The organism is Ruminococcus flavefaciens ATCC 19208, from assembly GCF_000518765.1.
GTDB classification, from domain to species: domain Bacteria; phylum Bacillota; class Clostridia; order Oscillospirales; family Ruminococcaceae; genus Ruminococcus; species Ruminococcus flavefaciens.
In genome coordinates, this window is record NZ_KI912490.1 from 371,214 (window position 1) to 394,890 (window position 23,677).

Below are 23,677 nucleotides of genomic sequence, written 5' to 3' on the forward strand. Positions count from 1 at the left end.
TTGAATTCCTCCTTTTTTCACGGAAAACGGGGAGGCGTTTACCGTTCTCCGATAAACTTACAACCATATTATACCACAAGTTATAGAAAAATTCAATAGTTTTTGTACAATTTATTTCAATTTTTTTTCCAGAATGTGAAGATTATCACTTTTTGCTAAGCTGCCAGAAGGCAACAGCACTGGCTGCTGCGACGTTTAAGGAGTCTACACCGTTTTGCATGGGTATCTTTATTGTGTAGTCACAGGCAGCTATCGTTTCTGTTTTCAGACCGCTTCCTTCAGTTCCAAGAATGACCGCAAGCTTTTTTTCTGAGGTGAGCTTAGGGTCATCTATTCTTACCGTGTCGTTTCTCAGTGCCATTGCAGCTGATGCGAAGCCGTATTCCTTCAATGTATTTATATAGTAAGGAGGCTCACTGTCAAGATAAGTCCACGGCAGCTGGAATACAGTGCCCATACTTACGCGTATGGAGCGGCGGAAAAGCGGGTCACTGCACGATGGGGTGAGCAGGACTGCATCGAAGCCAAGTGCCGCAGCCGAGCGGAAGATCGCGCCGATGTTTGTCTGATTCATTATATCTTCAAGTAACGCGATCCGCTCGGCACCTGCGAGTATGCTCGCAGGTGTGGGCAGAGCCCTGCGGCACATGGCGCATAGTACGCCCTGAGTCATTTTGAAGCCTGTCAGCTCTGTAAGAAGCTGCGATGGTGCAGTGTATACAGGAATATTTCCGCACTGTTCAATAATATCGGCAGCTTGTATATTTATATATTTACGTTCCAAAAGTATGGAAATCGGGGTATAACCACAATTTAATGCAGTTCTTATCACATTCGGGCTTTCTGCCACGAAGATTCCTGCTGCTTCAAGCTCTTTTTCGGCAGTATTCCTGTAGGGAAGAAGCTCGGCTGCGGACAAGTCTGAGATCTCGATAATATTTGCCATATTTGACTCCTTTGTGTGAAATCAAGAAAAGCTGCCCTGTGCGGCAGCTTTCGATGAATATTTTATTTTACTCTTGTGAATGTCTGTGTTTTCTTTGAGCTTGTGAGCGTCAGGGTGTCGCCTTCGATCTTGTACTCAGCAGTACCGCCGTCACCTGAAAGGTCCATCATTCCGGAATAGCCTGATATTGTGATCTTGTTGTCTTTTGTTTCGTAATTGAAGAGATTATTGAAAATGACTTCGCTGTGATCGCCGTCAAATTCAAGTGTGATGTCTACAGATTCAGGCATCTCCTCCTCGCCTTCCTTTGACAATCCCTGTAAAATGCCGTCATAAAGGAGTCCGCCGTCAAGTGAATACTTTCCGTCATAGCCTTCCTTGTCGTCGAGCTTTGTCATTACCAGCATTTCCTGACCCATTACGTCTAATGTGAACTTCTTGCCGTCTTCCTTATAGTAATCCTTTGAAAGAACAGTTCCGCTTACGTTGAAGCCGTCTTCATCAAAGTGAAGGATCTTGGAGCTGTCAGCATATACAGAGCCTTTTCCGTCAGCAAAGATTATGCCGCCGTTCTGTATGCTCTCGTTGTCGAGGCCGTCGATAGACCATTTACCTGTTATATCAGCAGTTTTCTTTGACTTCTTTGAACTGTCGCTGTCGCTTTTGGCTTTTCCGCATGAAGCAAGAACGCAAAGTGCGAGTGAGCAGACTGCGATAGATGAAATTGTTTTTTTCATAAAATATCCTCCGTAGTATTATCTTATATCTTTACCGTTCTATGTAAATGAGCGGAATATAAGCTTGTTTTGGACGTATATCAATGTACATTATAGCATGGCGCTTTTTTTATTTCAAGTAAAATGCTGAAAAGTCGCCGAAATGCTATTAAATAATAGTGTGCTTACCTTAAAAAATGTTCCTTTTGCACATAAAAAACGGCTTTAATGCTTGACACAGCTTGTTTTAAATGATAGAATTATGGCGTAAAAACACTATCTGTAAAAACAGGAGGCGGTATTTATGAAGTGTATCAAAGCATTAGCGGCTGCGGTGATAGCTGCGGCAGCTGTACCGATATCGGTCTGTGCTGACAGTTCTGCTGTCATGGACTATAATAGTGACAGCGTTGTTGATATATTTGATATGGTAAGTGCAAGAAAAAGCGGTGTTTCCGGGGCAGAACTGAAAAAACTCAGCGGTTTCCTGCTGGGAAACGGTGCGGAAGCTGCTCCCGAGGAGGGCTATAAACTCATATGGAGCGATGAATTCAGCGGAGATTCGCTGGATATGGACAAGTGGTCCTATGAGCTGGGTAACTGGAAGCTGGACGACAACGGCAACTATGTGACAAACGGCTGGGGCAACAACGAGCAGGAGTTCTATACTGACAAGAATGCCACCGTTAAAGACGGTATCCTGACTATTGCCGCAAAAAAAGAGCGCCTTGCCGATGAAGTGCAGGGAGCATATGATTACACGTCTTCACGTATCAATACCGCCCATAAGTTCTCCGCCTGCGGTGGAAAAATAGAGGTCAGAGCAAGATGCGATTCGGGAAAGTCCCTGTGGCCTGCTATCTGGATGCTGCCTGAGGACAGCGCTTACGGCGGCTGGGCTGCATCTGGTGAAATAGATATCATGGAGGGCTGGGGAAGTACTCCCGAAAAAATATGCGGAACTATCCATTTTGGCGGTGCATGGCCGAATAATACCTATCTTACCAACAATTATAACTTCCCTGAGGGCGACGGCACTCAGAACTGGCATACTTATAGTATTGAGTGGGAGCGCGGCGAGATACGCTGGTATGTTGACGATAATCTGTACAGTACCCAGAACGACTGGTATTCCGAGGGCTTCAGCTACCCTGCGCCCTTTGATCAGAATTTCTATATTATCCTGAATTTCGCCGTGGGCGGACATTTTGACGGCATCGACGGTATCTATGCCGAACCTAACACCTTTGCGGACGGCGAAAAGCACTTCGATATAGATTACGTAAGAGTTTACGAAAAAACGGGTTCTGATTTCACTCCTTCCGAAATGAGCTCTGTGCCGCTGGACAATTACATCGAGGGCGCGGATGCTTCTGTTGCCAACAAAGAGGGCTGTACCGTGGTCGATATCAAAAATGCAGGCGCTTTGGAATACGCTGTTATGGGACTGCTCAGAGGAAAGTCTGTCAGGGCGGGTGAAAAGTATACGATCAGTTTTGATATAAGCTCAACTGCTCAGCGCAGCATGGTGCTGACGGCTGAGGACAGCGCATATACCCGTTATCTCAACGAAAAACTGACGCTAACTCCCGAAAAGAAGCACTACAGCTTCGATGTTGTCTTCCCGAGCGATATGAAGGCTGATATCAAGTTCCAGCTTGGAAATATCGATGACGCTGCCGCACTTGGAGCACATACGGTAACTATTTCGGATATTTCATGGGATAAAGGCTGATATTATATTTATTGTGTGAAAAATGCTGTATCGCAGTTTAGCGGTGCAGCTTTTTCGCTCATCGTAGCTTTTATACGAAAAAAAATGTTTTTTTATAAATTTTTGGTTGAAATTGTTTGGGAAATGTGGTATAATATTTTTATATAAATACCAATAAGTTTTATAATGGACAAAATGATAAGGATAAAATGCTGATGAAAAGCCATTTTTGGCTATTTGGCTTTAACGGCAAAAAATGACATGGTTCAGTTTCGTTTTGTAAAATCAGCGCAAAAAGTGGTTTGACACTTTTATGATATTCTGATATATTATTTTTGAGATAAAAATGTTAGGGAGGTGCGTCATGAAGGAGCTTCTGAAGAAACTCTGCGACAAGTATCTGCTCAATCTGGGACTTTTTACCGATCTGTGCCCTCTTGAGCGTGATATACTGTATCCTGTCTGTGCAAGTGTTTTCTGTGCGGCAGATGCGGAATTTGACCTCGCAAAATTCAAATCCAGTCTGGCACTTATCAAGGAAAATCCTAAAATGCTTTCCAGCTTCCGCAGTACCGTGCGTCCGCTTATAGCTTCACTTTTGTCTGTCAGCGGAGACCCGAGAGGTGAGATGAATCAGTATCTTGAATGCTATGAGATAATGCGGAAATACTTCACCAATTCCGAGCATCTGGCTCTGCTGTCAATGCTGTTTACGAAGATAGTCCCTGTTGATAAGGCAGAGGAGTATATCAAGCGCGGAAGGCAGATATACGACAGAATGAAAAGAGAGCACCGTATCCTTACCACAAAGGAGAATATTGCTTTTGCTGTTATGCTGGCATTTTCAGAGAAGTCCGATGACGCTCTCATCGAGGATATGGAAGCAAGCTATCAGCTCCTCAAGCACAGCGATGCCAAGAACAGTATGCAGTCGGTATCCCATGTTCTGGCTATGTCCGACGAAAAGCCCGAGGACAAGTGCGCAAAGTTCAAGGAGCTTTACGATAATATGCTCAAAAAGGGAAAAAAATACGGAAAGCGCTATGAGCTTGCAATGCTGGCAGCTATGTCAATAGCTGATTTCGACAGCGGCGAGATAATATGTGATGTCAGCGATGTTGAAGCCTTTCTGGCTCAGCACAAGGCTGTATTCGATCTTTCGGGATTTGACGGTGATGAGCCTGTATGCCATGCCTTCATGCTCCTTACATCTGCTTACGCAGGAAATGCCAATATAAATGATGAACTAAAGAAACGTGTACTGATGGCGGCAGGTCAGGCAGCACTGTATTCCTTTATGGTGTACAGCATGATGACTGTTGCTCCTGTGGTGCCCGAAATATGATACAAACAAATAATGCAGTTATCCCATAAATGAACGGAGGTTTTTAAAATGAAGGCGGATAAGTATATCATCGGAGGCAAAAAGACGGATATACGCAAGCTACCCACAAACAGCAAAGAGGACAATGTTGACAAGGAAGAGATCATAAAAAAGTATGAGGAAAACAAGCTTGAGCTTGCCGCTCTTCAGGATAAGTTCTACGCTGATGCAAGAGAGGGTCTGATCGTTGTTATACAGGCACTGGACGCTTCGGGAAAGGATTCTACTATAAAGAATGTCTTCAGCGGTATCAATCCGCAGGGCGTGAAGGTGCATTACTACAAAGCTCCTACTTCCGATGAGCTGGCTCACGACTATCTCTGGAGAATTCATCAGAATATACCGCGCAGAGGTGAGATAGCCATATTCAACAGAAGTCATTACGAGGATCTTGTTACGGTACAGGCTGAGGATATATGGAAAGGCTATCATATGTCGGACAGGATACTCGATGACTCTAAGAAGGAATTCTTTGAGAAGAGATATGAGCAGGTGAATAACTTCGAGAAGTATCTCTATGAGAACAGCTACCGCGTTGTGAAGATATTCCTTCATGTTTCCAAGGAGGAGCAGACCGCACAGCTTCTCGAGCGTATCGAGCTGCCCGAGAAAAACTGGAAATTCCGTGCCGATGACCTTAAAGTAAGGGATAAATACGACACATATCTCAAATGCTTCAACGATGTTATAAATAAGACTTCGACCAAGGAGTCGCCGTGGTACGTTCTTCCCGGCGATCAGAGATGGTATACAAGATATCTCGTAACGGAGATACTCCTTGACGCTCTGAATGCCTGCAAGCCTGAATATCCCGAGCTTCCTGACGAAGAAAAGGAAAAGCTTCCCGAGTGCAGGAAAGTGCTCACGGAGGCTATGGCTGAGTATGAAGGCAGCAAGGCAGGCAAAAAGTCGGAAAAAAGTGATAAGAAGCCTGAAAAGCTTGATAAAAAGGCAAAGAAAAAGAGCAAGAAATGATAATTGCGCCCCTGCCGTTAACGCAGGGGCTTCTTGGATATATCAAAAGTATATATGCTGTGGCTCGGCAGGAGCTTTTCAGGGAAAACTCCCCCGGTATGATGCATATAGGCTTTTGCTGTGAATGTGCCGATATTAGGGGTATCGGAAAATATTTAAGATATGCTGTTGACTTGCTTGAAAAGATGTGCTATAATTTTTATATACCTTTATTATTTATTTTATATAAGGAGGAGCTATGGGGAACAGTGAATACCGCAAGACGATCGACTATATACTTGACCTTATCAGAGGCGGAATGCTGCAGGTAGGGGACAAGCTGCCAACTGAACGGAGTATTTCAGAAAAGCTTGGGATCAGCAGAAACACTGTCAGAGAGGCACTCAGAGGTCTTGAAATACTTGGGATTGTTAACGGAAAGCAGGGCTCGGGAAATTATCTTACGGATAATATCTCAGAGTCTATCGCTAAGGCTATGGACGTAATGCTGCTTATGAACAGAACTTCAAAGGAAGAGATATGTTCTTTCAGAAGAAGCATGGAAAAAACTGTTTGCAGTTACCTTATCGGAAGAGGCTGCAGCAACGAGCACAAGCTGAATATCGTTGCAGCTCTTAACAGACTCAAGGAGTCTGAGGGCACAAGCGAGAATTCCATTGCTGACAGAGATTTTCACTATTCTCTTATTTATGCTACTGAAAACAGCTTCTGGATAACCTTTATGAATGCTGTATCAGAGGTGTATATGAGGTGGATAGATGATTTTCTGGTAACTGCTGATCAGGGTATGCATATCAGACTTCAGGAATGTCATGAGAAAATGGTGCAGGGCATCATCACAGGTGATACCGAATTCTGCCTGAAGGCTATTGATTCGCATTATGACCTTATTGATAATGGCTTTTGATAAAAAGCGAAAGGAAAAATGTTTTTAATGAAATTTAATCGTATTATCGCAGCCGCAGCTGCGTTATTATGCGCTGTCGGCTCGTTTTCATGCACAAAGAAAAGTAACGACAGTTCGGATAAGAATGAGACTACGACTGCTGCACAGACGGAAGAAAATACTACAGTAAGTGAAGAGACGACCGAAGCAGCGGAGCAGGCAACAGAGGCTGACAATGACGAGAATACGGATATAAACGATTATATCTCGGTAACAGACGCAACTCCTGCTATGTGGAAGGTAACAGATCCTGCTACGGGAAATGAGCTTTATATGATGGGGACTATGCATATCATAACTGAGGATACTTTCCCTCTTCCCGATTATATCATGGACGTTTACAAAAACTGTGACGGTGTCGCTGTAGAGCTGGATATAAACAGTATAATGAGTGATATGTCGCAGCTTCAGGATTTCTACGGCAAGATGCTGTATACCGACGGCACTACGGTCAAGGATCATATCTCGGAAGAGACTTATGAGAAAATGAAGAATTACCTTTCCGCAAAGGGAATGTACAATTCTATGATGGAGGCATATATGGCAGGCTTCTGGGCATCACAGGTGGAAACCGTAAGTATTCTCAACATAGATAATCTTGTGCAGGACGGTGTGGATTCAAGGTTCATCACTATGGCAAATGAGGACGGAAAAAAGGTCGTTAGCATCGAAACCATCGACGTTCAGGCAAAGGCTATTACAGCGCTTTCAGATGAGCTTTCGGACTATATGATCTCGGAAACCATTGACAAGGCAGAGGATATGTCAGAGTATACGAAGAGCTTTGCCGAAATGTACGACGCATGGGCATCGGGAGATATTGACAAGCTCGATGAAGAGGAAGAAGAGGAAGACGTTCCTGCCGAGCTGGAAGATGATATGGAAGAATATATGAATACTATGCTCTATGACAGAAATGCGGGCATGGCTGAGAAGGCTGAGGAGTATCTGAAAAACGGCGATAACTACTTCTTTATGGTAGGCGGCGCACATTTTGCGGGCGAAAAAGGCGTTGACGATATCCTGAGGGAAAAAGGCTACACAGTTGAAAGAGTAGCTGCATGATGCAGAAAAAGACTGAGGAACTTTGCAAGTCCTTGGTCTTTATTTTTTGTCAGCAAAAGCATATCTTATGTAATACAAAAATATACAAAAAAACCACCCGTTTTATTCAAAAACAGGTGGTTTTGATAAATCTTTCCACAGCCCCTTGACATGGGGCAGAACTTGTATTATAATGTAATAATGTATCAATATGGAATAGTCTCGCTATTTTGCAAGATATTATAGCACATATTGCACAGGCTTGTCAATAGTTTTGGGAAAAATTTTTCATAGGATACGATAACCAACAATAATTTCTGTCGCTTCTGCACTGTGTGCTGCGGAGCGGCGGTAAAAAAATACAAGGAGGTTCCGCCTATGGTGAATGTTACACCTAAGCAGCTGGGAAAGAATGTCAGAATGAGCTTCGGTAAGATTACCGAGCCTCTGGAGATGCCGAACCTTATCGAGGTACAGAAGAACTCGTATAAGTGGTTCAAGGAAGAGGGTCTGCGCGAGGTATTCCGCGAGATGACCGCTATCACCGACTATAACGGCAATCTTGTCCTCAACTTCAAGGACTACAGATTTGACGACACTCCCAAGTATTCTCTCGCAGAATGTAAATCAAGAGGAGCTACCTATCAGGTCGCTATGAGAGCTACCGCTACACTTGCAAACAAGGAAACGGGTGCTGTCAGCGAAAGCGAGATATATATGGGTGACTTCCCCCTTATGACCGACAGCGGTACCTTCGTTATAAACGGTGCCGAGCGTGTTATCGTATCACAGCTCGTCCGTTCACCGGGTGTTTACTACTCCTTCACAAAGGACAAGACAGGTAAGGACCTCTTCAGCTCACAGATAATCCCTAACCGCGGTGCGTGGCTGGAGTATGAACAGGATTCAAACGACGTTGTTTACGTCCGTATAGATAAAAACAGAAAAATACCGCTCACTACATTCATCAGAGCTCTCGGCGAAGAGGGTACAGATGAAGAGATATTCGAGATATTCGGCGATGACGAGCGCCTCAGACAGACTATCCTTCAGAAGGATCAGACAAAGAACCGCTCTGATGCCCTTATCGACGTATACAAGAAGCTCCGTCCCGGCGAGCCTCCTACAGTAGAGAGTGCGGTAAGCCACCTCAATAACCTCTTCTTCGAGGCTAAGAGATATGACCTCTGCCGTTTCGGTAGATATAAGTACAACAAGAAGCTTGGCATAGCTTCAAGACTTTCGGGCAGAACTCTTGCTGAGCCTATCATCAACGAGATGACAGGTGAGATCCTTGCAGACGCAGGCGAGACTCTTACCTACGACAAGGCTTGCGAGATCGAGCAGGCTGGTGTATACAGTGCATTCGTAACTGTTGAAGCTAAGGAATACTACACCGACGACCGCGGAGAGACTTCTATCCGCATGGTTGAAAAGACTGTTAAGGTCATCGGCAACGGCATGGTAGACATCAAGGGCTATGTTGACTTTGATGCTGAGAAGTACGGCATCAATGAGAAGGTTTCCTTCAATGTCCTCAAGGACATCATCGACAATGCCGCTGATGCTGACGAGCTTGAGGAGACTATCAAGAAGAAGGCAGACGAGCTTTCTCCTAAGTATATCACTCTTGACGATATCAAGGCTTCTATCAGCTACTTCCTCAACCTTTGTGAGGGCGTTGGTACTGTTGACGATATCGACCACCTCGGAAACAGACGTATCCGCAGCGTCGGCGAGCTTCTCCAGAACCAGTTCCGCATCGGTTATACAAGAATGGAGCGCGGCATCCGTGAGAGAATGAACCTCCAGACTCAGGACGTTAATACCCTTACTCCGCAGACTCTTATCAACATAAGACCTATTTCTTCGGCTATGAAGGAATTCTTCTGTTCTTCACCGCTTTCACAGTTCATGGATCAGAACAATCCTCTTGCCGAGCTTACTCATAAGAGACGTCTTTCAGCACTCGGACCGGGTGGTCTTTCAAGAGACCGTGCCGGATTTGAGGTACGTGACGTTCACTACAGCCACTACGGAAGAATGTGTCCTATCGAGACTCCTGAAGGTCCTAACATCGGACTTATCTCCTATCTGGCTACTTTCGCAAGAATAAACGAATACGGCTTTATCGAAGCTCCTTACAGAAAGGTTGACAAGGCTACAGGCGTTGTTACCAAGGAGGTAGTTTATATGACTGCCGATATGGAGGATAACTTCGTTGTTGCTCAGGCAAACGAGCCTCTCACAGAGGACGGAAAGCTTGCAAGACCACGTGTTAATGCACGTTACCGTGAGCAGATCCTTGAGTGTCCGAGAGAAAACGTTGATTATATGGACGTTTCTCCTAAGATGGTCGTATCTGTTGCTACATCTATGATCCCGTTCCTCGAAAACGATGACGCTAACCGTGCCCTCATGGGTTCAAATATGCAGCGTCAGGCTGTTCCGCTCCTCAAGACAGAGCGTCCTTTCGTTGGTACAGGTATGGAATACAAGGCGGCTGTTGACTCGGGCGTATGCATTGTATCCGATTATGACGGCAAGGTAACCTACGTTGACGCTGACAAGATCACTATGGTCGATACAGACGGTGTTGAGCACAAGTATGAGCTCATCAAGTTCAAGCGTTCAAACCAGGGTACCTGCGTAAATCAGAGACCTATCGTCACAGCAGGCGAGGAGGTCAAGAAGGGACAGGTGCTTGCAGACGGTCCTGCTACAGCTGACGGAGAGATCTCACTCGGTAAGAATGCTCTCATCGGCTTCATGACTTGGGAAGGTTACAACTACGAGGACGCTGTTCTCCTTAACGAGAGACTTGTAAGAGAAGATGTATTCACATCAGTTCATATAGAAGAATACGAGATCGAGTGCCGTGACACAAAGCTCGGACCTGAAGAGATCACAAGAGATATCCCCAACGTTGGTGACGATGCTCTTGCAAACCTGGACGAGAACGGTATCATTCGCATCGGTTCGGAAGTAAATTCAGGCGATATCCTCGTCGGCAAGGTAACACCTAAGGGTGAGACTGAGCTTACAGCCGAGGAAAGACTCCTCCGTGCTATCTTCGGTGAGAAGGCAAGAGAAGTCCGCGACAATTCACTTAAAGTACCTCACGGTGAATCAGGCGTTATCGTTGACGTTAAGGTATTTACACGTGATAACTGCGACGAGCTTTCAGCAGGCGTAAATATGCGTGTTGTATGTTATATCGCTCAGAAGCGTAAGATCACAGTCGGCGATAAGATGGCCGGCCGTCACGGTAACAAGGGTGTCGTTTCACGTATACTCCCTGAGGAGGATATGCCATTCCTTCCAGATGGTACACCTCTCGACATCGTGCTCAATCCTCTCGGCGTTCCTTCACGAATGAATATCGGACAGGTACTTGAAGTCCACCTGGGTATGGCTTGTAAGGCTCTGGGCTGGCACATCATGACTCCTGTATTCGACGGCGCACACGAAGATGATATCCGTGAGTGCTTCAAGATGGCTAATGAACACGCTCAGGAGCACAAGGACGATATGTTCGAGCTCAAGGCTATGGATAAGGTAATTAATCCTAATGCTCTTGAATTTACTGAGGATTGTAAATTCACACTCTATGACGGACGTACAGGTGAAAAGTTCGATAACCGCGTAACTGTGGGCTATATGTACTACCTCAAGCTCCACCACCTCGTTGATGATAAGATCCACGCACGTTCAGTCGGTCCGTATGCACTGGTTACACAGCAGCCTCTGGGCGGTAAAGCTCAGTTCGGCGGACAGCGTTTCGGAGAAATGGAAGTTTGGGCACTCGAAGCTTACGGTGCTGCTTATACTCTCCAGGAGATCCTTACTGTCAAGTCTGATGATACCATCGGCCGTGTAAACACATACGAGGCTATCGTAAAGGGTCAGAATGTTCCTACTCCGGGTATCCCTGAGTCATTCAAGGTACTTATCAAGGAAATGCAGTCTCTCTGTCTCGATGTCAAGGTACTCGACATCAATCAGGAAGAGATCGACCTCAAGCAGAACTTCGACGACGACGATCCGATGCCTTCACGCGAGTCATTCTCAGATGAGGATACTGCTGACAGCACAAGCTATTCAGACAGCGATATGGAGGACGCAGGATTCGGCTTTGAAGATGACGAGAACGGTGATCTTGATGACGACTTCGACAGCGTTGATAAGGACGATGAGTTCAGCTTCGACGAAGGCGAGGACGAAGATGACTTCAATTTCGGCGACGATGAAGAGGAAGGAGATCTTTTCGACAGCTTCGACATCGACGATCCTTCCGATGAGGACTAATATAAATCCGAAAATATAATACGCGGCGCGGCTGATGTATGCCGCTTATCGCGTACCGATGTAAATTTGCAGGAGGTAGCATGGAATTTACAACTTTTGAATCAATAAAGATCGGTCTTGCTTCGCCCGAACAGATCAGAAGCTGGTCTTATGGTGCAGTTGAGAGACCTGAAACTATAAATTACAGAACTCAGAAGCCTGAGCGTGACGGTCTTTTCTGTGAAAGGATATTCGGACCTACAAAAGACTGGGAGTGTCACTGCGGAAAGTTCAAGAAGATACGCTTTAAGGGCAAGATCTGTGACCGCTGCGGCGTTGAGGTCACAAGAGCAAGAGTAAGAAGAGAGAGAATGGGCCACATCGAGCTGGCTGCTCCTGTTTCTCATATCTGGTACTTCAAGGGCACTCCTTCAAGAATAGGACAGGTGCTTGAGGTATCTCAGAAGAGACTTGAAGAAGTTCTCTACTTCACAAAATATATCGTTACCGATCCCGGTAATACAGAGCTTATAAAGAAGCAGCTCCTCTCAGAGAAGGAATATCTCTCATACCTCGAAAAGTACGGAGATGACTTCAAGGCTGAAATGGGTGCAGAGGCTATCAGAAAGCTCCTCAATGAGTATGACCCTGCAAGATACGACACTCACAAGCAGAGACTTATCGAAATGGGTAAGGTCTCTCTCGGCGGCAAGAAGATCGAGTGCTTCAACAAGCCTACAGAGTGTGAGTGCGAAGAGTGCCAGAAGTTCAGAGAGCTGGAGGAAATCGACTGGAGAAACAATCTCGAGATCGTTGCAGATGATCTGAAGGCTGAGCTTGTGGGACTCCCAAGCGGTCAGAAGAAGGTAAAGCTCCTCAAGAGATTACAGATAATCGAGGCATTCCGCCTTTCGGGAAACAAGCCTGAGTGGATGATACTCAGCGTTGTTCCTGTTATCCCGCCTGATATCCGTCCTATGATCATGCTGGACGGCGGCAGATACGCTACATCAGACCTTAATGACCTCTACAGAAGAGTTATCAACAGAAACAACCGTCTTAAGAGAATGCTCGAGCTCGATGCTCCTGACATTATCGTAAGAAACGAAAAGCGTATGCTTCAGGAAGCTGTTGATGCTCTTATCGACAACGGCAGACACGGCAGACCTGTTACAGGTCCAAGCAACCGTGCCCTCAAGTCACTTTCAGATATGCTTAAAGGTAAGCAGGGACGTTTCCGTCAGAACCTTCTCGGTAAGCGTGTTGACTACTCGGGACGTTCTGTTATCGTCGTAGGACCTGAGCTGAAAATGTATCAGTGCGGTCTTCCTAAGGAAATGGCTCTCGAGCTCTTCAAGCCTTTCGTACTGAAGAGACTTGTTGACAAAAAGGCTATCGCTAATATAAAGAGCGCAAGAAAGCTTATCGAGCGCGCTGACAATAAGGTTTGGGACGCACTTGAGGACGTTATCAAGGATCATCCTGTAATGCTCAACCGTGCGCCCACGCTTCACCGTCTCGGTATCCAGGCATTCGAGCCTATCCTCGTTGAGGGTCGTGCTATCAAGCTCCACCCGCTTGTATGTTCTGCGTTCAACGCTGACTTCGACGGCGACCAGATGGCTGTACATCTTCCGCTTTCAGCAGAGGCTCAGGCTGAGGCTCGTTTCCTCATGCTTGCTGCTAACAACCTGCTCAAGCCTTCTGACGGTAAGCCTGTTGCCGTTCCTTCACAGGATATGGTACTCGGTTCATACTATCTTACAATGGATAAGCCGGGTGAGCCGGGCGAGGGCAAGGTATTCCGCGATGTTAACGAAGCTCTTATGGCTTACAATGAGCATGATGTATCCCTTCACGCTAATATCAAGGTAAAGATCACAAAGGATATCGGTGACAAGAAGGTATCAAAGATCATCGACGCTACAGTCGGCAGACTTATCTTCAATGAGAATATTCCTCAGAACCTCGGCTATGTTGACAGAACAAATTCTGACAAGCAGTTCGACCTTGAGGTAGCATTCCTCGTTGGTAAAAAGCAGCTCTCCGATATCATCGAACGCTGCATAAAGATACACGGAACAACAACTACTTCCGAAGTTCTTGACCGTATCAAGGCTCTCGGTTACAAGTACTCAACAAGAGCAGCTCTTACTGTTGCTGTTTGTGACGCTTCTATCCCGCCGCAGAAGAAAACCATTCTTGCTGAGGCAGATGCAGAGGTCGCTGAGATCACAAGCGAGTACGAGTACGGTTATATCTCCGCACAGGAGAAGTCCAAGAAGGTAATTGCTCTCTGGACTGAGACAAACGACAAGGTTACTGCTGCTCTGAAGGCTAACTTCGACCGCTACAATCCTATCTGGATGATGGCTGACTCGGGTGCCCGTGGTTCTATCTCACAGATCCGTCAGCTTGCAGGTATGCGTGGACTTATCGCTAATACATCAGGCGGCGTTATCGAGATCCCGATCAGAGCTAACTACCGTGAAGGTCTTAACATCTTGGAGTACTTTATCGCATCCCGAGGCGCGAGAAAGGGTCTTGCTGATACCGCTCTCCGTACCGCTGACTCAGGTTACCTTACACGTCGTCTTGTTGATGTATCTCAGGACGTTATCATTCGTGAAGAGGACTGCGGAACTACAGAAGGTATCGAGGTATTCGAGATCAAGAACGGCAACGAAGTCGTTGAACCGTTTGATGAGCGTCTTGTTGGAAGATTCCTTGCTGAGGATCTCCGCGACGAGACAGGCGAGCTTATCGTATCACGCAACAAGCTCATCAATGACGCAGATGCTAAGAAGATCATTGACTCTGGCGTTGAGAGGATAAAGATACGTTCAGTCCTCACCTGTAAGTCAAGAACAGGCGTATGTGCTAAGTGCTATGGTGCAAACCTTGCATTCAACAATATCGTTTCAGTCGGTGAAGCCGTTGGTGTTATCGCTGCTCAGTCTATCGGTGAGCCAGGTACACAGCTTACCATGAGAACCTTCCATACCGGTGGTGTTGCTTCTGCCGATGCTGAAGATATCACACAGGGTCTTCCTCGAGTTGAAGAACTTTTCGAGAGCAGACGTCCTAAGGGTGCTGCTATCCTTTCAAGGATCTCAGGTAAGATACACATCGAAGAGATCAAGACTACAAGAAATATCATCGTTTCAAATGACGAGACAGGCGAGTCTGAGAGCTATATGATCCCATACAACCTCAAGATCAGAGTTCAGGAAGGCGAGTCTATAGAAAAGGGTACAAGACTTACCGAAGGTAATATCTACCCTGCTGATATCCTTAATATCCTCGGAACACAGGCTGTTCAGAACTACATCATCAATGAAGTTCAGAAGGGTTACCGTTTACAGGGTGTTGATATCAACGATAAGCATATCGAAGTTATCGTTCGTCAGATGCTCCGCAAGATCAAGGTAGAGGAAACAGGCAGCAGCTATCTGCTTCCGGGTACTCTTGTTGACAGCAAGGAGATCGACGTTATCAATGAAGAGCTTCAGGCTCGTATCGACGCAGGCGAGTACGATGTACAGCTTGTCAAGACAAGTCCTGTTCTTCAGGGTATCACAAAGGCTTCTTCAAATTCAGACAGCTTCATGTCAGCAGCTTCATTCCAGGAGACTACAAAGGCTCTCACAGATGCTGCTATCAGAGGTAAGAGCGACCGACTCCTGGGACTCAAGGAGAACGTTATCATCGGTAAGCTCATACCAGCAGGTACAGGTATGGAGTGCTACAGAAACGTTGAAGTCGTTAAGAACGAAGGCTACGGCGAGCACAATACAGCAGCTCCTATTGCAAATCAGATATAAGCATAAAGCTCCCGAGGAGTATTCTTCGGGAGCTTTTCTTAGTTTAGAGTTGAGAATTGAGAGTTGAGGCAGGGGCTGGCGCAGCTAACAGCCCGTTGAATAATTATTTGCGGGACGCCGAGGACTTTGTCCCCTACAAATTATTTTACTGGAGAACATACTATGAATATTATTCTGAAACGTGCTGAACTATCCGATTGCGAGAATCTCTGGGAAATGCAGGTGGAAGCCTTTTCGGAGCTGCTGGAAAAGTACCGTGACTACGAAACAAGTCCTGCAAATGAGCCTGTGAGCAGAGTCGAGGAACGTCTGAAACAGCCGTTTACTTATTATTACTTCATCATGGACGGCGAAAATACTGTGGGTGCGATAAGAGTTGTCGATATGAAGGACGGAAGCCGCAAGCGTATCTCACCTGTGTTTATTATGAAGGAATTCCGCGGTAAGGGCTATGCTCAGAAGACTATTATTGCTGTTGAGGAGCTTCACGGCAGGGATAACTGGGCTCTTGATACCATTTTGCAGGAGACATGGAACTGCTATCTTTACGAGAAAATGGGATATCATCAGACAGGTGATACAGAGCCGATAAATGAGAGAATGACCATTATAGGTTACGAAAAAAATTGAGCATATCATGTCCTATCACTGCATATAATGCAGTGAGGTGAGATGTATGAAGAAATTTTTTGCAGCTGCCTGTGCAGCTGCTTTTCTTATGTCAGCAGGCTGCTCGGCAATTGTTAAAAATGAGCATAGCGAAACAGAGTGCAGCGAATCAAAAGCTCCTGTAACAGAAGATACAGCATTTGAGCCGCTGAATTACAGGGAGCAGGTGGGAATGTGGCTGCCGTATGTATGCTTCCCTGATTATATGCAAGGGAAAAGCGAGGAAAGCTTCCGTAAAAGTGTGTCGCAGATAATGGAGGACGCAGCAGCAGACAGCGTGAACACGGTGTATTTTCATGTCAGACCTAACGGCGATGCTTATTATATGTCGGAGCTTTTCCCGAAAGGAGCGTACCTTGACGGTGACTATGACCCATTGGAAATAATTCTTGAAGAAGCTCACAAACGCGGCATATCAGTCCATGCATGGATAAATCCACTGCGGCTTCAGACAGCAGAGCAGATGGAGAGAGTCCCTGACAGTTTTTTAATTAAGAAGTGGATAAACGCAGGAGAGCCATATGTGAAAAATGTAAACGGGCGCTGGTATCTTGACCCTGCTTATCCCGAGACTGTCGGGCTTATAGAAAGCTCTGTAAGCGAAATACTGAGGAATTACGACGTTGACGGGGTACATATCGACGACTATTTCTATCCCACAACTGACCCTGAGTTCGACCGTGAAGCCTTTGAAGAAAGCGGCAGTACCGATCTTGCGCAGTGGCGTATTGAAAATGTGAACCGCTTTGTGAGAGCCATATATGATACGGTCAAGGGAAAGGACGAAAGACTGGTTTTCGGTATAAGTCCGCAGGGGAACATTGATGCGGATTATAATTCACAGTACGCTGATGTAAGACGCTGGGGCAGTGAAGAGGGCTACTGTGATTATATAGTTCCGCAGATTTATTTCGGCTTTGAGAATGAGAACAGTCCCTTTCTGCCGACTCTGAAACAGTGGGAGGAGCTGGTGGACGACAGCAAAGTTTCGCTTATTATCGGACTTGCCGCCTATAAGCTTGGAAGAGAGGACAAGTGGGCAGGAGATGCAGGGGAGCTTGAGTGGATAAACGATCCTGATATTATACGAAAACAGATAATGGAAGTGAAAAATTCAACTGCTGACGGCTACGCGCTGTATTATTGATGGCAGAGGTGTGGTTTATATGCCCTGATATTTTGCAGGCTCGGGAACGACTGTGTATAGTCGTTTCCGAGCTTTTGTTTTTTCCGTGCATTAAGATGTTATAATTACTTTTTGCAGGGTACAATGTATTTTATCAAAGAAGAATATTGATTTTAAAATGTTTTAATGGTATAATTAAAGGTAAGATCGAAAAGATATAATAGTTTGTCTGACGGCGGATTCCAAAAGGAAGTATATGCCTATATCTGATAATATTTTGTATGCAAAGGCTCGGCTCAATAGCTTGTATTACAAGCAGTATCCGCGATTAATTGCAATATTATGGAGGATTAAGATGAAATATTCGGTTGTGATATGTACATATAACGGAGAAAAGTATATCAAGGAACAAATTAAAAGCATACTTGATCAGACACATAAAGTCGATGAGATACTGCTTTTTGATGACAGCTCTAATGATAATACATTAATAAAATATTCATGGCATGGAGGTATATATGGAGTTTACTTATGAGGTATCGGTACTGGTAGCTACTTATTATCCCGATTTGAATAAAATTTTAAATACTCTTTATATGATTATGCGACAACGATCTTGCAATTTTGAAATCATTATTACTGATGATGGCTCTGAATGTGATTATTTTACACAAATAGAAGCGTATTTCATTGAAAAACAATTTAAAGATTATAAATTGATTAAAAATAATACAAACGTTGGCACTGTACGCAATATTTACAATGCATTAATGTCTTCTTCTGGAAAATATGTGTATTGTACTTCGCCTGGAGATTATTTGTATGATGACATGACTTTGCATGATTTTGTGAATTATGCAAAACAGTGTAATGCTGATTTAGTTTTTGGTGACGCTGTGTATTATAGTGTTGAGAATAATCAAAATATTAAGTTCCATGAGGTGCAAAATAATCCCCCATATCCTGATGTATATAACAATAAATCAAATGCTTTTAAAAAGACTATTTTTTTTATGGGAAATTATATTTTAGGTGCAGCACTTCTTAGAGAGCATATGGTATTTAAGATGTATTTAGAGAAAATATTGGATGTATGTAAGTATGTTGAGGATAACACAACAATTGCCTATATGCTTATTGAGGATAAGAATATTTGCTATTATAAAAGATTATTTATTTATTATGAATATGGCGATGGTGTTTCAACTAGTAAATCCGAAAAATGGAAGCTAATGTTAAAAAATGACTTTAATAATTGTTATAAGCAAATCGCGGTTGAGTATGCAAATAAAAAAAATATAAGTAAGCTTTGCGAGTTGAAATATCGAAATTATAAAGTGATTCGTAAAGCGTTGCTATTTTTAACAACTCCTATGTTTTTAAAAGTTAAACTGTATAAATTATTAAGAAAAAAATGTAAAACGATTTGTTGCGAGAATTGTAAAACAAATATGCTGGAGATACAAGACAATTTACGCATGATTAAACAATCAAATTAATGCTTTACATTTACCCTAAACCGGATATATTGGGAAAAAGAATCCACTCTGATAAAATGTGGGGCGTGCTGATGGACGGTAAGTATTATGCTATGACAAACACTGTCAAAATTCTGGAGCTGATAAATAAACTTCAGGGAAAAGGTTTAGTTTTGTCAGGCATTATAATTCATCATCTGAATAATACTTCGCTGAATGAACTGTATAAGATACTGAAAGCGACTGATGCGCGTATATATATGTATCTTCATGATTTTTATACTATTTGTCCTTCATCGGGATTACTGAGAGATTACCATGATTTCTGCGGAGTTTCATTCCCGAATGAGCAAAAATGTCTCGGCTGCAGTTGTCTGAGTGAAACAACTATCAAGCGCGCAAGGCATATTTCAGTATTTATAAAAAAGATCTCAAACAGGACATTATTTATTTTTCCGTCACAGTCAGCGCTTGAAAACTGGAGAGAAGCATATCCTGAAAAGAGTTTTCATACCACAGTTATTCTTCATCAGATCCTGAGCGGTGAATATAAAGCTAATATGAGTCCTGTCAGTGACAGTGAACCGCTGAGGATAGCGTATGTCGGATATCAGGCTCCGCATAAAGGCTGGGCAGAATGGAAAGAAGCTGTTAAGAGATCACATGAAGCAGGATGCAACTATTTGTATTATCAAATGGGAAGCTGCAATGAAAAAATAGATTTTGTACAAAAATGTGATATTGATTTTAAAAAGGATATCAATGCGATGATCACAGCACTCAGGGAGAATAAAATAGATTGTGCTGTATTATGGTCGCTATGGCCTGAAACATACAGTTTTACTTTTTATGAGTCATATTCGGCAAACTGCTATATACTGACAAATCAATTGAGCGGAAATATCGCGGCAATGGTAAAACAAAAAGGAAACGGTACAGCTGCCGAAAATAAAAATGATCTTTCGGCATTATTGCTTGATGAATCAGGGCTCAGAGAAAAGATAAACTCTTTCAGGAAAAAGAAAGAATACGGGCCTGATCGTTTAATAGAAAATGATGCTATTGTTAAACTGTTGAGATCTGATAAAAAACGATATAGTGTTTTTCCTGCTCACAGATCATACTCGGACTATATGTCAGGTTGTCTGTTAAAGGTATATTCTGTTTATACATATTTTCGGAGGAAGCATTTAAAATGAAATGTGTGATTGTCACTTTCCATAATGTATACAACTTTGGAGCTGTTCTTCAGGCTTATTCTTTAAAAAGCTATATCGAACACAAAGGTCACTCTGTTGTTTTTGCTGACCTGAGGACAAAGGAGCTAAAGGATCCTTATAGTTTGAATCCGTTTCAGAAGCCCTTAGGCATAAAAATATTATGCAAACGTACACTAATGATCCTTGCAGCACGTTTGCCTCAGGCTTTGGCGTTCAAAAACTTTGCAAATAAAAGAATGGGCACAACAATAAAAGGTGATAGAAAAGCTTTTGAAGAATACAGTCCCGATGCCGTAATTATAGGAAGTGATCAGGTATGGAACGATGCGCTTACAGGTGAAACAGATGTTTATTATCTTCCGTGGCTTGATAAAAGCATAAAAAAGATTGCATATGCAGCAAGTTTAGGTAAAAAGAAACTGACAGAGTATCAGAAAAAATGCATAAAGGAAAATCTTGAAGGCTTTTATCGTATTTCTTTGAGAGAAAATAGCTGCATAAATGAGATAAAGCAGCTGTCTGATAAGGAAACCAGTGTTGTTCTGGATCCTGTATTCTTAAATGATAAGCAGTTCTGGTCTGAGCTGGCTGGCGGGTCACGGGTTCGTCCTCAGGCAGGAAGCTATATCCTGATATACGCTCTGAACTTCAGTTCAGATGCTGTAAAAAAAGCAGAATGTATCTCGGAAGAAATGAAATTGCCTGTAATAATTGTTCATCCAACAGGAACAAAACAAGCTATAAAAGGAAAACAACTATATAATGTAGGACCTTGTGAATATCTGTACCTGATCAAAAATTCAGCTTTGGTAATCACTGATTCATTCCACGGAACGGCATTTTCATTGCTGTTTGAGAAAAAGATCTACTGTGCAGGAGATATAACTGATTCGAGAGTCGGAACATTGCTTGGCAGAATAAGACTGAATGATGACAGTATAACGAATATATGCGGAGTACAGGTATTTGATTTTTCAAAGTCTGATAATACAGCACTTAAACTCAATATAAACGAATCGAAAAGTTTTCTTGACAGCACTTTGGAATAAAAGAACAACGCTCAGGAGAAATATGCTCCTGAGCGTTATTATATTATATGAATTGAATGGTCGAATCAGATCACCCCAGAACGTACATACCCGCAGTTCTGATCCACGAGCTTTTGTGGATACCGTATTTCATATAGATCTTTAATCTTCCGATTTTGTTTTTATCTTTAAGCGAGCCGTAAACTGCAATAAGGGAATTCTTTTTAAGCTTGTAGATACGGGCAAATTCAGCAGCCTGCACCCAGCTTACATAGAGTGAGTGACGTACAAATTCTCTTCCCTTGCCGTTTATTCTGTTCCAGACCATATTGGCACACATTTTATTTGCGCCAAGTGTATTTGAAGAATGCTGTCTGTAAAGTATGGTCGGCTTACTTATAAAGTACATTTTTCCGAAAGAAGCTGCAATAAGTGTCGCCCACCAATCATGCATGACCATTTTATCGGTACTCTTTGATAGGATAAATTTATCCCTCAGTGCTCTGTTTACCATCATAGTGCAGCCTGTGACTACATTATGTGCCAGAAGATGGGAGAGCCGCTTGTCACGGCAATGAAGCCGCTGATAAATGTCTGAGCTTTCTGATAGAACATTAAGTTTTTCATCGACTATCTTCTGATCTGTATATACAAGACAGGGAATACTTTTGTCAGTTTCGATTTTCTTCATACAATGCAGAGAATGAGATACCTTTTCAGGTAACCATACATCGTCCTGATCACAGCACATATAGTATTCTGCTTCAACTGCATCAAACAGAAAGCAGAAATTCTTACAGGCACTGCCGCTGGGAGCGCCTTCAACAACTGCAAATTTGTCAGGGAAACGCTTGACATAATCATCTATCTGCTCCAATGAGCCGTCGGTCGAACCATCATCATGAATAAAGCATTTCCAGTCACCTGAAGTCTGCGCAAGTAAAGATTCCAGCTGTTGTTTAAGGTACTCTCCTCCGTTATATACAGCCAGAATGACAGCAATTTTTTTATCACACACCATTGTTATATTCCTTCCGTAAAAACAGCAGCATATCTGTCGCAAATGTATTTCCAGCTGTAATTGTTTTCAATACGTGACGTTGACTTTTTACCGAATTCGTCAAGTATTGACTGTGGCAAAACATCTGCCCTGTCGATCAATGATGACAGTGAACCGCTTTTCTTTGACCAATATAAAGCTGCATTCTTTCCGACTTCTCGGTTGAAGCTTACTCCGAGCAAAAGATTGAGCCGTGTACTTGCAAGAGCTTCAAGCAGGCTTGGATTTGTTCCGCCGACCTCATGTCCGTGAAGATAAGCATATGCATTTTCTCTTATTCCTTTGAGAAGCTCCTTGTCATATACTGTTCCGACAAAATGTATTCTTTTGTCAGATGAAAAGTGAAGCTTGGTTTCAAGCTCTTCATAAAAGCTGTTGTTTTGATTTGTTATCACAACAAGAGCTTTTTTTGTATGAGATGCCATGAATTCGCGCAGCATGATCTCGTAGTTGTTTTCAGGGACAAATCGTCCGACTATCAGATAATACCCTTCAGCTTCAATATCCTTTTCCTTCAGCCATTCACTGACTCGTTTTTCAGTTTCGGGTGATGAATGAGAGGTATCTGCTCCGTATGCGATATAAACTGTTTTGGGAGATCTGCCTCCTGCACAGTGTCTGTCATAGTTTTTATGTATATACGATTCGATATTTGTTGAATCGCAGATAACAAGATCAGCGTGTTTGACCATTAATCTTTCGGAGAGTTTCCAATAGCGGCGTACAGGAGCGCTCCATTTTGCCCTCTTCCATTCGTGACCGTCGGGATTGATATACAGCCTTGCACCGAGAGAGTGAAGCTTTCTGCAATAGGGGGCTATGAACGGACCTATGCGGCATGCCATTATGTAAACAATTGCATTCCTGATCTTTTTTTGTTTTATGATATTTATTGTTTTTTTCAGTGCAGTTATATCATAGTAAACTGCCTTTGCAGAGCCAAGCTTTTCAGGAACATTTATCCTGAAGCATAGTGCATTATGATAAGTAAACAAATTGTTCGATATCTGTTTTGCACCTTCCATTTCCGAAGGCTGTATACTTCCTTCACCGTTAGCCTTGCAGGCTACATAATAGACAAGACTGCTGTTGTTTTGATGATATTCGGTCAGCCTGTCAATAAACGTTTCATATCCGCCATAGGCTCCGAGAGATTTTGCTCCCAAAAGAAAAACATATTGTTTTTTCACTATATTTCTCCTTTACGATTTTGTTCGTTTTTATTCTGTATTTGATACAGAAACGGTTCTTACATAATAT

At 43.5% G+C, this 23,677-nt stretch carries 17 protein-coding genes; 13 read left to right on the top strand and 4 right to left on the bottom strand.

The features are described 5' to 3' along the window. Positions 1-145: 145 nt before the first annotated feature. Together L870_RS0111740 and L870_RS0111745 are read right to left on the bottom strand one after the other, a co-directional pair. Positions 146-946 carry a TrmH family RNA methyltransferase gene (locus L870_RS0111740; protein WP_028518308.1) on the bottom strand — a complete coding sequence of 267 codons (801 nt, stop codon included), beginning with the start codon at positions 944-946 and terminating at the stop codon, positions 146-148. Positions 947-1,008: 62 nt separating this feature from the next. Next, positions 1,009-1,683, bottom strand: coding sequence for an META domain-containing protein (locus L870_RS0111745; protein ID WP_028518309.1), 675 nt, complete (start codon positions 1,681-1,683; stop codon positions 1,009-1,011). 283 nt (positions 1,684-1,966) lie between these two features. Between L870_RS0111745 and L870_RS18640 the strand changes: the two genes are divergently transcribed. The 13 genes from L870_RS18640 (at position 1,967) to L870_RS0111815 (ending at position 21,378) form a co-directional block, all read left to right on the top strand. Next, positions 1,967-3,397 (top strand): glycoside hydrolase family 16 protein, encoded by a 1,431-nt coding sequence (locus L870_RS18640; RefSeq protein ID WP_051411537.1) that lies wholly within the window; start codon positions 1,967-1,969, stop codon positions 3,395-3,397. Positions 3,398-3,740: 343 nt separating this feature from the next. Then, positions 3,741-4,721 (top strand): DUF4003 family protein, encoded by a 981-nt coding sequence (locus L870_RS0111755; RefSeq protein ID WP_028518310.1) that lies wholly within the window; start codon positions 3,741-3,743, stop codon positions 4,719-4,721. Positions 4,722-4,769: 48 nt separating this feature from the next. Further along, the gene (locus tag L870_RS17515; protein WP_037272059.1) at positions 4,770-5,735 is read left to right on the top strand and encodes a PPK2 family polyphosphate kinase; all 966 of its coding nucleotides are present in this window, start codon (positions 4,770-4,772) and stop codon (positions 5,733-5,735) included. A gap of 238 nt (positions 5,736-5,973) precedes the next feature. Beyond that, positions 5,974-6,642, top strand: a complete 669-nt coding sequence (locus L870_RS17520) for a FadR/GntR family transcriptional regulator (protein ID WP_051411538.1) — start codon at positions 5,974-5,976, stop codon at positions 6,640-6,642. Positions 6,643-6,669: 27 nt separating this feature from the next. Continuing rightward, positions 6,670-7,746: a TraB/GumN family protein gene (locus L870_RS0111770; protein WP_037272061.1), complete on the top strand. Its 1,077-nt coding sequence runs from the start codon at positions 6,670-6,672 to the stop codon at positions 7,744-7,746. A gap of 357 nt (positions 7,747-8,103) precedes the next feature. After that, positions 8,104-12,033, top strand: coding sequence for a DNA-directed RNA polymerase subunit beta (gene rpoB / locus L870_RS0111780; RefSeq protein ID WP_028518312.1), 3,930 nt, complete (start codon positions 8,104-8,106; stop codon positions 12,031-12,033). Positions 12,034-12,113: 80 nt separating this feature from the next. Next, positions 12,114-15,836: a DNA-directed RNA polymerase subunit beta' gene (gene rpoC / locus L870_RS0111785; protein WP_028518313.1), complete on the top strand. Its 3,723-nt coding sequence runs from the start codon at positions 12,114-12,116 to the stop codon at positions 15,834-15,836. A gap of 162 nt (positions 15,837-15,998) precedes the next feature. Next, complete coding sequence (locus L870_RS0111790) at positions 15,999-16,466, top strand: GNAT family N-acetyltransferase (protein WP_028518314.1); 468 nt, start codon at positions 15,999-16,001, stop codon at positions 16,464-16,466. Positions 16,467-16,512: 46 nt separating this feature from the next. Beyond that, a complete protein-coding gene (locus L870_RS17525) occupies positions 16,513-17,652 on the top strand; it encodes a glycoside hydrolase family 10-like protein (RefSeq protein WP_051411539.1) in 1,140 nt (379 codons plus the stop codon). A 334-nt stretch (positions 17,653-17,986) separates the two neighbouring features. Next, entirely contained in the window at positions 17,987-18,166 is a 180-nt protein-coding gene (locus L870_RS0111800) for a glycosyltransferase (protein WP_028518315.1), read from the top strand. Continuing rightward, positions 18,150-19,130: a glycosyltransferase gene (locus L870_RS0111805; protein ID WP_028518316.1), complete on the top strand. Its 981-nt coding sequence runs from the start codon at positions 18,150-18,152 to the stop codon at positions 19,128-19,130. Before L870_RS0111800 ends, L870_RS0111805 begins: the two co-directional genes overlap by 17 nt. Positions 19,131-19,201: 71 nt before the next feature. Further along, positions 19,202-20,308, top strand: coding sequence for a glycosyltransferase family protein (locus L870_RS0111810; RefSeq protein WP_028518317.1), 1,107 nt, complete (start codon positions 19,202-19,204; stop codon positions 20,306-20,308). Continuing rightward, a complete protein-coding gene (locus tag L870_RS0111815; RefSeq protein WP_028518318.1) occupies positions 20,305-21,378 on the top strand; it encodes a polysaccharide pyruvyl transferase family protein in 1,074 nt (357 codons plus the stop codon). Before L870_RS0111810 ends, L870_RS0111815 begins: the two co-directional genes overlap by 4 nt. 70 nt (positions 21,379-21,448) lie before the next feature. Here L870_RS0111815 and L870_RS17530 read toward each other — a convergent pair whose 3' ends face one another. Continuing rightward, complete coding sequence (locus L870_RS17530; RefSeq protein ID WP_051411540.1) at positions 21,449-22,378, bottom strand: glycosyltransferase family 2 protein; 930 nt, start codon at positions 22,376-22,378, stop codon at positions 21,449-21,451. A 2-nt stretch (positions 22,379-22,380) separates the two neighbouring features. After that, the gene (cps2T, locus tag L870_RS0111825; protein ID WP_155250196.1) at positions 22,381-23,607 is read right to left on the bottom strand and encodes a beta 1-4 rhamnosyltransferase Cps2T; all 1,227 of its coding nucleotides are present in this window, start codon (positions 23,605-23,607) and stop codon (positions 22,381-22,383) included. Positions 23,608-23,677: the final 70 nt, after the last annotated feature.